10 protein-coding genes are annotated in these 13,039 nt (G+C 64.0%); 9 read left to right on the top strand and 1 reads right to left on the bottom strand.

Annotated elements, in window-relative coordinates:
- Window positions 1-63 precede the first annotated feature (63 nt).
- The 9 genes from ABC729_RS21895 (at window position 64) to ABC729_RS21855 (ending at window position 11,473) form a co-directional block, all read left to right on the top strand.
- Entirely contained in the window at window positions 64-2,121 is a 2,058-nt protein-coding gene (locus tag ABC729_RS21895; protein ID WP_495609733.1) for an alpha/beta hydrolase family protein, read from the top strand.
- A 170-nt stretch (window positions 2,122-2,291) separates the two neighbouring features.
- Window positions 2,292-2,900: a glutathione S-transferase family protein gene (locus tag ABC729_RS21890; protein WP_495609732.1), complete on the top strand. Its 609-nt coding sequence runs from the start codon at window positions 2,292-2,294 to the stop codon at window positions 2,898-2,900.
- Between the two features lie 26 nt (window positions 2,901-2,926).
- A complete protein-coding gene (locus ABC729_RS21885) occupies window positions 2,927-4,975 on the top strand; it encodes a 2Fe-2S iron-sulfur cluster-binding protein (RefSeq protein ID WP_495609731.1) in 2,049 nt (682 codons plus the stop codon).
- A gap of 15 nt (window positions 4,976-4,990) precedes the next feature.
- Window positions 4,991-5,455: a nuclear transport factor 2 family protein gene (locus ABC729_RS21880; RefSeq protein WP_495609730.1), complete on the top strand. Its 465-nt coding sequence runs from the start codon at window positions 4,991-4,993 to the stop codon at window positions 5,453-5,455.
- Window positions 5,456-5,523: 68 nt separating this feature from the next.
- A complete protein-coding gene (locus ABC729_RS21875) occupies window positions 5,524-6,432 on the top strand; it encodes a LysR family transcriptional regulator (protein ID WP_495609729.1) in 909 nt (302 codons plus the stop codon).
- A 59-nt stretch (window positions 6,433-6,491) separates the two neighbouring features.
- Window positions 6,492-8,033 (top strand): carboxylesterase/lipase family protein, encoded by a 1,542-nt coding sequence (locus tag ABC729_RS21870; protein WP_495609728.1) that lies wholly within the window; start codon window positions 6,492-6,494, stop codon window positions 8,031-8,033.
- 236 nt (window positions 8,034-8,269) lie between these two features.
- The gene (locus tag ABC729_RS21865; protein WP_495609727.1) at window positions 8,270-9,196 is read left to right on the top strand and encodes a 2-dehydro-3-deoxygalactonokinase; all 927 of its coding nucleotides are present in this window, start codon (window positions 8,270-8,272) and stop codon (window positions 9,194-9,196) included.
- Window positions 9,197-9,307: 111 nt separating this feature from the next.
- Window positions 9,308-10,048 carry a FadR/GntR family transcriptional regulator gene (locus tag ABC729_RS21860; protein ID WP_495609726.1) on the top strand — a complete coding sequence of 247 codons (741 nt, stop codon included), beginning with the start codon at window positions 9,308-9,310 and terminating at the stop codon, window positions 10,046-10,048.
- Window positions 10,049-10,204: 156 nt separating this feature from the next.
- Entirely contained in the window at window positions 10,205-11,473 is a 1,269-nt protein-coding gene (locus tag ABC729_RS21855; protein ID WP_495609725.1) for a pentapeptide repeat-containing protein, read from the top strand.
- Between the two features lie 44 nt (window positions 11,474-11,517).
- Here the strand turns inward: ABC729_RS21855 and ABC729_RS21850 are convergent, their stop codons facing one another.
- The gene (locus ABC729_RS21850; RefSeq protein WP_495609724.1) at window positions 11,518-13,038 is read right to left on the bottom strand and encodes an FAD-binding oxidoreductase; all 1,521 of its coding nucleotides are present in this window, start codon (window positions 13,036-13,038) and stop codon (window positions 11,518-11,520) included.
- Window position 13,039 lies beyond the last annotated feature (1 nt).

Below are 13,039 nucleotides of genomic sequence, written 5' to 3'. Positions count from 1 at the left end.
TATCGGGCTACCCCCATCGCTGGCATCCTGCGCCCCAAAATCCAGTCGGACGGAGGATAAGAAATGCGTTTTGGGTCTTTCGCGCGTGTGGGTCTGTTGCTGGGGGCCGCGTCGGTGGCGTTTGCCGCCCCGGTCATGGCCCAGGAGAAGAAGGTGATGACCGCCACGGACATGTGGGGTCTGAAGCGGGTGGCCTCGCCCGCCCTGTCGCCCGATGGCAAGTCGGCGGTGGTGTCGGTTTCCGTCTTTGACTTGAAGACGGACAAGCGCGCCGCCGACCTGTGGTTGTTCCCCGTCGATGGCGGCCCGGCCCGGCAGCTGACCACCGATCCGGCGGCAGAGGCCGACGCGGTGTGGAGCCCGGATGGCAAATATATCGCCTTCACCGCCAAGCGCGACGATGACAAGGCCCCGCAGATCTATGTCCTGCCCGTGGGCGGGGGCGAGGCCAAGCGGGTGACGACTGTCCCCACCGGTGCCCGCACCCCGAAATGGCTGGCCGATGGTAAGGGCCTGGTCTTCATGACCCGCGTCTGGACCGACCTGCAATCCTGGGACGATCAGGCCAAGCGCCTGAAGGACCGGGAAGAGACCAAGATGTCGGCCAAGGTCTGGGACAAGGCTCCCATCGCCTATTTCGACCATTATCTGGACGACCGCGAGAACCATCTCTACGCCACCGACATTGACGGTGCATCCCCGCGCGCTATCACGCTGGGGTCTGGCGTGTCGGTGCAGTATAACGAAGGCGGCGCGCCGTTCGACATCTCCCCTGATGGCAAGGAAATCGCCTTCCCGGTCAATGTCGACAAGGTCGGCAACCGCCCCAATATCGACCTGTTCACCATTGCCGTTGCTGGCGGTTCCGCCACCAACATCACACCCGACAACAAGACCGGGCCGGACAGCAATCCCGTCTATTCCCCGGACGGCAAGTCGCTTGCCTATAATCAGCGCACTATTTTCGGCTTCTATGGCGAGAATGCGAAGCTGATGGTCCGCGACCGTGCCACGGGTGCCACCCGCAATATCACCGACGGCTTCGACCGGTCGGCCAGCGATTTCTCCTGGACCGATGACAGTGCCGCCCTGTATGGCGCGGTGGACGATGCATCAGTTCAGCGTGTCTATCGCTATGACCCCAAGGGCAAGGACAAGCCGCGCCGCATCACCGATGGCTCCACCGGTGATGTGACGGATGTGGAAGTGGCCGGCAAGTCGCTGGTGGCCCTGCGTCAGTCGATCAGCGCGCCTGCCGAGTTGGTCGCCATCGACGCGAAGTCCGGCAAGGTCCGCGATATCTCCGCCGCCAATGCCCAGGCCCTGACGGGCTTCCAGATGGGCAAGGTGGAAAGCGTCACCTACAAGGGGGCGAACAACGCCGACATTCAGATGTGGGTGGTCTATCCGCCCAATTTTGATCCCACGAAAAAGTATCCGGCCATGATGCTGGTCCATGGCGGCCCGCACAATGCCATCAGCGATGCTTTCAGCTATCGCTGGAACGCGCAGGTGTTTGCCGGCTGGGGTTATGTTGTCACCTGGCATAACTTCCACGGGTCCAGCGGCTTTGGCCAGGCCTTCACCGACAGCATCAACCCGGAATGGGGTGAGGTGCCCTATCAGGACACGATGAAGGCCGCCGAATGGCTGGCCGCCAAGCCCTTCATTGATAAGGACCGCATGCTGGCCGCCGGTGCCTCCTATGGCGGCTACCTGAACAGCTTCATCCTGGGCCGTGAACATCCGTTCAAGACCCTGGTCATCCACGCGCCGGTCTATAACCTCTATACCCAGTACGCCGCCGATTTCAGCGGCAGCCAGGCGCGGTTCAAGGAGTTCTGGGACGATCAGGCCAATATCGCCCGCAATTCCCCGCATATGCAGGCGGGCAACTTCAAGACCCCGTCCCTGATCCTGCATGGTGAACAGGACCTGCGCGTGCCGATCAATCACGGCATCGAACTTTTCAACACGCTTCAGCGCCGGGGCGTGGAAAGCCGTCTGGTCTATTTCCCGGACGAAAACCACTGGGTCCTGAAGCCGCAGAACAGCGTCTTCTGGTACAGTGAGGTGGAGCGCTGGACCAAGGCGCATGTGACTCCGGGACCGGCCAACTAAGCTGACGATCCAAGGGCGGGGCCAAAAGGTTCCGCCCTTTTTGTTTCAACACTATTTCACCCGATGAAATAATGAACTGCTCAGGCAGCGGATTAACGTCATCACCTTCATGATCCATTCTCCCCTGGAAGGCCGGGACCGCCGGCCCCATGAAACCAGGGATCAGAACCATGAAGCTCCATTACCATCCCCTGTCGGGCAATGCCCACCGCGCCCGCCTGTTTCTGTCACTGCTGGCCCTGCCGCATGAACTGGTAGAGGTCGATCTGATGGCCGGCGCGCATAAGCGCCCGGAATTCCTGGCCCTGAACCCGTTCGGTCAGGTGCCGGTGCTGGAAGATGACGGGGTCGTGATCCCCGACAGCGTCGCGATCCTGATCTATCTGGCCAAGAAACATGGCGGCAATTGGCTGCCCGAGGATGCCGAAGGGGCCGCTGCGGTTCAGCGCTGGTTGTCCGTCACCACAGGCGATCTGGCCTTCGGCCCGGCGGCGGCTCGGCTGATAACCTTGCTGGGCGCGAAGCTGAACCCCGACGAGGTGATCGCCCGCGCCCACACGCTGCTGACCCGGCTGGAGGCTCATCTGAAGGACCGTGACTGGCTGGTCGGCACCCGCCCCACCATTGCCGATGTCGCCCTCTACTCGTATCTGTCCAGTGCGCCGGAGGGTAATGTGGACCTTACTACCTATCCGCGCGTAAAGGCCTTCCTGAGCCGTATCGAGGGGCTGCCCGGTTTCGTGCCGTTTGCCCGCAACAAGGTCGGCCTGTTCGCCTGATCTCTGACCCCCAAGCGATGGAGGGGATGATGAGCAGCAAGCTGCCCGTCTGGCACGAAGGTGAAACGGCGCTTCAGGAAAAGCTGGGCGTGGCTGCGCGGATGCAGGATGTGGGGCAGCGGGTGATCCGCGATTTCATGCCCCAGCAGCATCGCGACTTCTATGCCCAGGTCCCCTTCATCGTGGCCGGGTCAGTGGATGACAGGGGCGATGCCTGGGCCACGCTGCTGGCCGGTGGGGCGGGTTTCATCACCTCCCCCACAGCAACGCGGCTGGATATCCAGGTGCCCTTGAGCCCGCAGGACCCGGCCAGTGCCGGCATGCAGGCGGGTGACGCCATTGGCCTGCTGGGGATTGAGCTGCATACCCGCCGTCGCAACCGTGTCAACGGCATCATCCGCGCCACCCATCCCGGCCTGCTGCGGTTTGAGGTGGATCAGAGCTTCGGCAATTGCCCGCAATATATCCAGCTGCGCGACGTCGCCCTGGCCCGCGCCCCCGCCGAACCCTTCACTGGCGATGTACAGGAAAGCAACCAGATCGACGCCAATGCCCGCGCCGTGATTGAGGCGGCGGACACGTTCTTCGTGGCATCCTATGCCGACCGGGAGGGACATCGGCAGGTCGATGTCTCCCATCGCGGCGGCAAGGCGGGCTTTGTGCGCGTCGGTGATGACGGCACCCTGACCATCCCGGATTTCGCCGGCAACCTGTTCTTCTCGACCCTGGGCAATATCCTGCTGAACGGCAAGGCCGGGCTGGTCTTTGTGGATTTCACGACCGGCGACATGCTGCACATGACGGGTGATGCCGCCCTGATCCTGGACGGGCCGGAGGTGGCGTCGTTCCAGGGGGCCGAACGGCTCTGGTCCTTCCGTGCCCGCCGCGTGGTGCATCGCCCGGCGGCCCTGCCCCTGCGCTGGTCCTTCCGGGAGCAGGGCTGGTCGCCCAATTCCCTGATGACGGGCGATTGGCAGCAGGCGGCGGACCGGCTCCGGGCCGCCGACCTCTCCACCCAATGGCGGCCCTTCACGGTCGCCCGCATCGTGGAGGAGTCGGCGACCATCCGGTCTTTCCACCTGTTACCCGCCGACGGGGCCGGTCTGCTGCCGCATCTGGCCGGACAGCATCTGCCCATCCGCGTCACCCTGCCGGGCCATGACAAGCCGCTGATCCGCACCTACACCCTGTCCGTGGCACCGTCCGATGGTTATTACCGGATCAGTGTGAAGCGCGACGGGCTGGTGTCCCAGTACTTGCACGACCATGTCCGCCGGGGCGACCGGATTGAGGCGCGCGCCCCCGCCGGTGCCTTCACCATCGACGCCGGTGAGAAGCGGCCTGCCGTCCTGCTGGCCGCCGGTGTCGGCATCACGCCGATGCTGGCCATGCTGCGCCACGTGGTCTATGAGGGGCTCCGCACCCGATCCATCCGCCCCACCATCCTGTTCCAGGCTGCACGGACCAGGGCCGACCGTCCATTCGACCGGGAGTTGGCCGAACTGGTCACGGCGGCCAGAGGGGCCGTGCGGGTTATCCGGGTGCTGAGCGATCCCAACGATGCCATGGAGGGCCGGGATTACGATGTCGCCGGCCGCATCGACACCGCCCTGCTGAAAAGCCACCTGTCCTTCAACGATTACGACTTCTACCTCTGCGGGCCGCCCGCCTTTACCCAGGCGCAGTATGACGGTCTGCGCGCCCTGACCATCGCTGACCATCGCATCCATGCCGAAGCTTTCGGCCCCTCCTCGCTGACCCGCACCCTCGACAGCCCAAAACCGATAACGCCGCAGCCCCCGCCCGCCACCGCCCCGGTCCCCGTGGCCTTCACCGCCTCGGCCAAGGAGGCGCGCTGGACCCCCGGTTCCGGCACCCTGCTGGAACTGGCGGAGGCGCGCGGCCTGTCCCCGGAATTCAGCTGTCGCGGCGGCACCTGCGGCAGTTGCAAGACCCGGCTGCTGGCCGGCACCGTCAGCTACCTCAAGGAGCCCACCGCCCCGCGCGCATCTGATGAAGTGTTGATCTGCTGTTCCGTCCCCAGCGGTGATCAACCCATACAACTCGACCTCTGACCCCGGAGAAGCCCCATGTCCCGTCCCCCCTTGCCTCCTTTCACCGAACAATCCGCCATTGAGAAGGTGCGCTTGGCCGAAGATGGCTGGAACAGCCGCGACCCGGCCAAGGTGGCGCTGGCCTACACGCCCGACACACGCTGGCGCAACCGTGCGGAGTTTGTGAATGGTCGGGCAGAGGTGGAGGCTTTTCTGACCCGTAAATGGAACCGGGAACTGGAATATCGGCTGATCAAGGAGCTTTGGGCCTTCACCGGCAACCGCATCGCCGTCCGCTACGCCTATGAGTACCGCGACGATAGCGGCCAATGGTACCGGGCCTATGGCAATGAGAATTGGGAGTTCGCGGAGGACGGCCTGATGCGCGCCCGCCACGCCAGCATCAACGAACATCCGATCACTGAGGCAGATCGCAAGTTCCGCTGGCCGCAGGGCCGCCGCCCCGATGATCATCCGGGCCTCAGCCATTTCGGTTTCTGACGCGTTGATCGCGTTCCCCTTGGCAACTGGCCCCACACAGCGCCTTATATCCATCCGGAGAACCCGCCATGGAAGGGAACAGGATGGATCGCTGGTATTCCATGCGCATCTTCGTGAAGGTCGCGGAGACGGCCAGCTTCGCCGAGGCGGCGCGCCAGTTAAACCTGAGCGCGCCCGCCGTCACCCGCGCCATCGCCGCGCTGGAGGAGGCCATCGGTGCCCGGCTGTTCGCCCGCACCACGCGGTCGGTGAAGCTGACGGAGGGTGGGTCCCGGTATCTGGAGGATTGCCGCCGCATCCTGTCCGACATTGTAGAGGCCGAGGCGGCGGCGGGCGGTGCCTATGCCACGCCGACCGGCACCCTGTCTGTCACGGCCCCGCTGCTGTTCGGGCAGATGCATGTGCTGCCCATCCTGATGGATTATCTGGATGCCTATCCGTCCATGGCGGTGCGCACCCTGTTCATCGACCGGTCGGTGAACATCATTGACGAGGGCATCGATGTCGCCGTCCGCATCGGTCATCTGCCCGACAGCGGCTTCACCGCCATCCGCGTGGGCCGCGTCCGACGCGTGATCTGCGGCTCCCCGGCCTATTTTGACAGACATGGCGCGCCACAAATCCCCGCAGACCTGCGCGACCACCGTATCGCCGCTTCCACCAGCGCCTGGGCCGCCAATGACTGGCGGTTCCATGGGGATCAGCGGGTATCCGTCCGCCCCACCCTGCAATGCAACACCAACGAGGCCGTGATCAGCGCCGCCCTGGCCGGCTGGGGCCTGACGCGGGTGCTGCATTATCAGGTCGGCCCCGCCCTGGCCGCCGGACAGCTCCGCATCGTTCTGGCAGAGCATGAGGAGGAGCCGATCCCCATCCATGTCCTGCACCCGGAGGGCCGGCACGCCCCTGCCAAGGTTCGCGCCTTTGTCGATATGGCGGTCGACCGGTTGCGCGCCAACCCGTTGCTGAACGGGTAGCGGGACCGTCCCGCCCTTGCTACCCTGCCGCTGCCAATAACCGATAAGGAACAGCAGGGATGAACGCCAGGACACTCCTCCTCCTCGCTTTGTTAGCGGTACCGGGCGCGCAGGCCGCCGATGGCCCCCTGGCCCGGACGCAAACGGGCGCTGTGCGTGGCGAAAGCGCAGGTGGCGTGGAAAGGTTCCTGGGCATCCCCTTCGCCGCCCCGCCCGTGGGCAATCTGCGCTGGCACCCCCCCGCTCCCGCCGCCGCCTGGGAGGGGGAGCGGGCGGCCACCACCTATGGCGCTGATTGCGCGCAGAAGCCCTTCATCGGTGACGATGCCCCGCTGGCCACCATTCCGGCGGAGGATTGTCTGTTCCTCAATGTCTGGCGTCCGGCCGGTGCGGCGGGAAAGAAGCTGCCCGTCATGGTCTGGATCCATGGCGGCGGCTATGTGAATGGCGGCACCTCCCCCGCCATCTATGACGGCTCCCAAATGGCGCGCGATGGCGTGATACTGGTCAGCGCCAATCACCGGCTGGGCCGTTTCGGCTTTTTCGCCCACCCGGCCCTGACGGCGGAGGCTGCGGGCAGCCCCACCGCCAATTACGGCTTCATGGATCAGATCGCGGCCCTGCGCTGGGTCGCCGCCAACATCGCGGCGTTCGGCGGGGACCCGTCCAATGTCACCCTGTTCGGGGAAAGTGCGGGTGGCGAGTCCGTCAATGTCCTGCTGACCACGCCGCTGGCGGCGGGTCTGTTCCACAAGGCCATTGCCATGTCCGGCGGCGGGCGCGACACGCTGCTGCCCTCCCCCACCCTGAAACAGGGGGAGGAGATTGGCCAGCGTTTCGCCGAAGCCCAGGGGATCACGGGCACCGGCCCGGATGCCCTGGCCGCCCTGCGTGCCCTGCCGGCGGAAAGGCTGGTGGGAAACCTGAACCTCGCCACCCTGCGGGCCACGGCTGATTATTCCGGCCCCATGGTGGATGGTGCCCTGATGGTGGGTGAACCGCTGGCCCTGATGCGGGCCGGCAAGGTCGCCCGCATCCCCTATATGGCCGGCGCCACCAGCGCCGATGGCTGGCACGAGGGGGGCACCAAGGAGGATGTCCTGTCCCGGTTCGGCACCTTGCGGGATGAGGCAGCGCGTATTTACGACCCCACCGGCACCGACACGGCGGACAAGGTGGGGCATCGCGTCTCCGGCGACGCCATCTTCATCGAACCCGCCCGCGCCACCGTCCGTGCCATGGCGGCCCTGGGAGTGCCAACCTATCATTACCGCTTTTCCTATGTCGCCGAACGCATGCGCGACCGCTGGCCCGGAACCCAGCATGCCAAGGAACTGCCTTTCGTGTTCGACCACGTCCTGCCCCGCTATGGCAGCCTGACCAGCAAGGCCGACCTGTCCATGGCCCCGCGTCTGCGCGCCTATTGGACCAGCTTTGCCAGAACGGGCGCGCCCGCCCCCGCCGATGATCCGGCTGCCCCCCTGTTCAAGGGGGGCGATGAACGGTTGATCGACTTCACCAATGACGGGCCGGTGGTGAAAACCGACCCGTTAAAGGCCCGCCTGGACATCACCGAACGCCGCCTGGACAGCACACCATAAAAAAGCCCGGCCCCCTTCCGGGGACCGGGTCCATAAGGATCAAGTCGGTTGGGAGGGTGGCCCAACAGGGATCCGCATCCGAGGAAGGGGGACGCGGTATCGGCACCACTCTGCGCCCTCAATAATACGATAAATCCGACCAGTCAAGCTTTGAGCCTTTATGGTCGCCAAATTATCATATATATCGCAGGTCATGTTCAGGGGCCGGTCTGTCGGCCCATCAAGGGGAAGGCCAAATGCAGGGCGAGACAGCGTTCATTGCCGGCGACTGGGGCACCAGCAATCTGCGCCTGTGGCTGTGCGGGCCGGACGGGCGCGTGCTTGAACGGGCGGAGGGGCCGGGCGTGGCCGCGTCAGCCGGTCGCCTGGAACAGATATACTTGGCCTTGACCGCCGCCTGGCGCGAAACCCATGGCGCGCTGCCGGGCCTGCTCTGCGGGATGGTGGGATCGACCATCGGCTGGGTGGAGGCCGCCTATCATCCCTGCCCCGCCAATGTCGGCTCGCTGGCCACCGGCCTGACCCGCTTCACCACCGCCGGCGGCACCATCGCCATCGTTCCCGGCCTGTCCACCCGCACCATCCTGGATGCCCCCGATGTAATGCGGGGGGAGGAAACGCAGATTCTGGGCGTGCTGGCGACGCGGCCCGATCTGGCCCAGGGCCGCCATCTTCTGTGCCTGCCCGGCACCCATGCCAAATGGGTCCTGTTGCAGGACGGGCGGGTGGAGAATTTCCAGACCGGCTTCACCGGTGAGCTGTTCGCCCTGCTGCGGACACACAGCGTTCTGGGCCGGGGCACCGACGGGTTGCAGCCGCAGATGGGAACGGCTTTCGATATGGGCGTCGAACGCGCGCTGTCGGGTGCCCCGCTTTCCCACCTGCTGTTTCAGGCACGCTCACGACAGCTGCTGGACGGCATGAATGCGCAGGATGCCCTGTCCTTCCTGTCCGGTCTGGTGATCGGCGGCGATGTCGCGGGCGGCCTTGCCATGGTGGCGGACACGCCCGAAAACCCCGTGATCCTGGTCGCCAGCCCGGCCCTGATCCAGTCCTATCAGGCGGCCCTGTCCGTGGCGGGGCGCAGTGCCATCGGTCTGGATGGCGGCGATCTGGCCCTGGCCGGTCTGCTCTCCATCCGCGCGGCGGCTCCCCGCGACTGAGGGAGCCATCACTCCGTCTTGCCTTTGCCCATCGTCTGTTAAATATGCTATCGCCGACGCGGTGGGGTATGACCGCCGGGGCGGCGGACGGTTAACGGGGAGCGCAAAGGCATGAGCGGGAGTGAACGGGGCTTGCGCGCGGAATCCGGCCGGAACTTCACCTATGGCATTCTGCAGCAGCTGGGCGTTGACATTGTCACCGGCACCTATGGTCAGGCAAATCCGTTCCCGACCGAGGCGGAATTGTGCAAGCGCCTGGGTGCCAGCCGGTCGGTGCTGCGCGAAGCGGTGAAGATGCTGACGGCCAAGGGCCTGTTGAAGGCCCGCCCGCGTCAGGGCACCTGGATTGAGCCGGAACGCAACTGGAACCTGCTGGACCCGGATGTCCTGCGCTGGCTGCTGGAGCGGAAATTCTCCCCCACCCTGCTGCTGGAATTCACACAGGTGCGTCTGGCCATCGAACCCGTCGCGGCCTCACTGGCCGCCCGGCATGCGACCGACAAGGCCAAGGCCGCGATCCAGGCCGCCATGGCCCGCATGCAGGCCGCCGAACAGGGCGATGATGATCCCCTGACCTCCGACATCGCCTTCCATGTCGCGGTGCTGGAGGCGACGGGAAACCGCTTCTATGCCCAGCTGCGCGACGTCGTCGACGCGGCCCTGCGCACCTCCATCCGCCTGACCAACCGGCGCAAGGGCGTGCGTCTGGCCAGCGTCGCCGACCATCAGAAGGTGGCCGACGCCATCCTTGCAGGCAACGCCGACGAAGCTGCCACCGCCATGCGCCAACTGATCCTGGAAGCCATGACCCTGATCGAAAGCGCGGTTGCCAAGGGTGATCTGGCGGATTGACGACAGTCATCGGCCCGGCTCTTGCCCCCTGGCCGATGGCAGACTGAGGATCACCGACCCGGCACGACTATCAATCCAGTCACTCAACATCCGCTTTCATAGGCACCCATCACCGCGTACCATTCACGGGTCCTGCAACCATAAACATCCAGGCCCATGACCAGCCCCACAGCAACACCCACCCTGACTCTCGCCTCGCAAAACCCCTGGTATCTGCTGGCGACTCTTTATGGAGAACCACAATGGGAGGATGACGAACTTCAGGCAAAAAACCGGGAAGTGTGGAACCGCTATTATTCGTCGCGATGGACGGATAAACAACGAGAGTCATTGATACCCCTTGACGATACCGAATTGACGGTCATCAGACAGCGATTCTGGAAAAGGGCGGGGACAGACACGATTAAGATGCCAGATGCGGGCAACGGGATTGACTTCAGGGGATGTCAGTTTAACGAGAATGTTTTTTGGAAGGGCTATTTTTTTACGAGCGCCGATTTCAGCAACGCTAAATTCGTTGGGCACGCCGATTTCCGCTTCGCCAAATTCTTTGGGCACGCCGATTTTCGCGACACCAGCTTCATTGGTGAGGCCAATTTTAGTGCCACCGATTTTTCCTGGCACGCGAGTTTCCGCGGTGCCACATTCCTTGGGGATGCAAATTTCAATTGCGCCGATTTTTCTATGTTTAACGATTTCATCAGCGTCACTTTCTCTAAAGACGCCGTTTTCACCCTTGCCACTTTTTCTATGTCCGCCGATTTCCGCAGTGCAACCTTTACCGGTTCCGCCCTTTTTAGCGGCGCCACTTTCCGCCGAGTTGCACGCTTTACCAACAGCGAGTTGAAAGCCCCGACCGACTTCAAGGGCAGCCGGTTTCTGGGGGAACCACCTCGGTTCCATGGGGCCAAGCTGCATGAGGATACGGTCTGGCGTGGGGCGACATGGCCGACCGATCCGTGGGACCGCGATGAGGCCGGGCGGTTCACCGATGCCTATGAGCGGTTGAAGCAGGAAATGGATCGCTTGAAGAAGCATGAGGATGAACTCATGTTCTTCGCCAAGGAATTGCAATGTCGACGGGCGGCGGCGGGGTGGTTCAAGGGATTGCCGATCGCCGCCTATGGCTGGGTCTGCGACTATGGACGGAGTTATCTGAAGCCGCTCGTCTGGATGGCCGGCCTGTTCGATGCCGGGGTTCCGGCGCTGTATTTCCTGCAGCCCGATTTGGGCTGGGGTACGGCGGTGGGGTTGAGTGCGGTGAATTGTCTGGCCGGTTTGGGCATCCGCAAGGATCTGATGGGCAAGGTGCTGGACACTCTGGGTCCCGGTGCGCTGGTCGTGTCCGGCGTGCAGACTATTCTTGGCCTGATCCTGCTGTTCCTGATCGGCCTGGGCCTGCGCAACCGGTTTCGCATGAAATAGGGGATGGCGGCTTGCACGACCGCCATCCCCCTCCGGCCCCATCCTTACAGCGGCTTGATACCCTGGCCGTAATTGAACACGCCCTTCGGATCGACCTTGGTCTTCACCTGCCGCAGCCGGGGCAGATTCTCCCCGTAATAGGCCTTGGCCCAATCATCCAGGGTCGGGTCGGGGAAGTTCTGGTACGCGCCGACCGCCGAACAGGTCTTGTTGGCCAGGGCGTAGAAATCTTTCTGCCAGGTCAGGTTATCATCGATCAGGCCCTGCGGGTCCGTCGGCTGCCACCAGTTCATCTCTACGGAGAACAGCCAGTCATAGCCGCGATGGACATAGGCCGTGGCGTCCGCCTTCATGTCGTTGCAGGCCCCGCCCGTCTGGAAGAACTTGTACGCCACCGGCATGGAGGTGCCGGGCTGAAGTCGCTGCGCCTCAAACATCGCATCCACCGCCGCACGGGTGATGCCGGACGCCTTCATATAGCTGGATTTCTCCTGGTAATAATAAGGATACGTCTCCTCCGCCAGGTAATCCTGTGCCACCCAATAGGGGATGTTTTCATGCACCCAGACCTTGGTGGCCGTTTCCCACAGCGGGCCGAACATATCCTTCAGGGTCTTGCCCTTGGTCTGGTGCAACTGCGCCAGGATCGACACGACACTGCCCTTGCCCTGACAGCGTTCCTGGATGCTGGGCAGGGTGACATTGATCTTGCTGCCGAATGTATTGGGCAGGTTGGGCAGCCTTGTCAGCAACTCATACAGCACATCCGCCTGCTTGTCGGTCCAGGTCAGTTGACAGACCGACACGGTTTCCGCCGGGAAGGTGCGCAGCAGGAATTCGGTATTGATCCCGAAATTGCCGCCGGCCCCACCCCGGCAGGCCCAGTACAGGTCGCTGTCATTCTTGGCATTGGCATCATGGCGCTCACAATCCGCCGTCACCACGGTGGTGCCGGCCAGAAGGTCCGACGCGATGCCATACATACGCATGCTGAACCCGATGCCGCCACCCAGCAGGAAACCCGCCGCCCCTACGGCGTCACAGCGGCCATGGGTGATGGTGCGCCCGGCCCGTTCCAGGTCCTTATAGACCAGGGCGTTGCCGGTGCCGCCCTTGACCCGGACGATCCCTTCCTTCTTGTCCACCACCTCCACGCCAGCCATCAGCGACATGTCGATCAGCAGGCCGTTGGTGGAGGAATAGCCGGCATAATTATGCCCGCCGGACCGCACGGCGAAGGGCAGGCCCTGCTGCTGCACCCATTTCAGGGCGCTCTGCACATCCTCGGTCTTCAAACAGCGGGCAATGCCCATGGGCAAGGTGTTGTATCGCAGGTTGTTGGGCCGGCAGACATCATTGAAGAACGGGTCCTGCGGGCGCAGCACACCACCGCTGACCGCCTTGTTAAGGTCGGTCCAGGCGGATACAGGCGGACAGGCATTGACCGGCGTGGCCGCCCGCGCCGCACCCCAGGGCATGGAGGCGGCCAGCGGTGCGACGGCCGCGAACTTGCCTGCCCCCACCAGGAAATTGCGACGTGACGGCTCAATCTGGCGCAGCATCATT

It is taken from the genome of Niveispirillum sp. CC-CTL257 (assembly GCF_059489915.1).
This window is presented reverse-complemented; position numbering and strand designations above follow the sequence as displayed.

What these genes read in the sequence shown, in the direction of transcription:
- ABC729_RS21860 (WP_495609726.1), top strand. Translation starts at nt 9,308, where the DNA reads ATGAGCGGGAGTGAACGGGGCTTGCGCGCGGAATCCGGCCGGAACTTC.
- ABC729_RS21875 (WP_495609729.1), top strand. Translation starts at nt 5,524, where the DNA reads ATGGAAGGGAACAGGATGGATCGCTGGTATTCCATGCGCATCTTCGTG.
- ABC729_RS21850 (WP_495609724.1), bottom strand. Translation starts at nt 13,038, where the DNA reads ATGATGCTGCGCCAGATTGAGCCGTCACGTCGCAATTTCCTGGTGGGG.
- ABC729_RS21865 (WP_495609727.1), top strand. Translation starts at nt 8,270, where the DNA reads ATGCAGGGCGAGACAGCGTTCATTGCCGGCGACTGGGGCACCAGCAAT.
- ABC729_RS21870 (WP_495609728.1), top strand. Translation starts at nt 6,492, where the DNA reads ATGAACGCCAGGACACTCCTCCTCCTCGCTTTGTTAGCGGTACCGGGC.
- ABC729_RS21880 (WP_495609730.1), top strand. Translation starts at nt 4,991, where the DNA reads ATGTCCCGTCCCCCCTTGCCTCCTTTCACCGAACAATCCGCCATTGAG.
- ABC729_RS21855 (WP_495609725.1), top strand. Translation starts at nt 10,205, where the DNA reads ATGACCAGCCCCACAGCAACACCCACCCTGACTCTCGCCTCGCAAAAC.
- ABC729_RS21890 (WP_495609732.1), top strand. Translation starts at nt 2,292, where the DNA reads ATGAAGCTCCATTACCATCCCCTGTCGGGCAATGCCCACCGCGCCCGC.
- ABC729_RS21885 (WP_495609731.1), top strand. Translation starts at nt 2,927, where the DNA reads ATGATGAGCAGCAAGCTGCCCGTCTGGCACGAAGGTGAAACGGCGCTT.
- ABC729_RS21895 (WP_495609733.1), top strand. Translation starts at nt 64, where the DNA reads ATGCGTTTTGGGTCTTTCGCGCGTGTGGGTCTGTTGCTGGGGGCCGCG.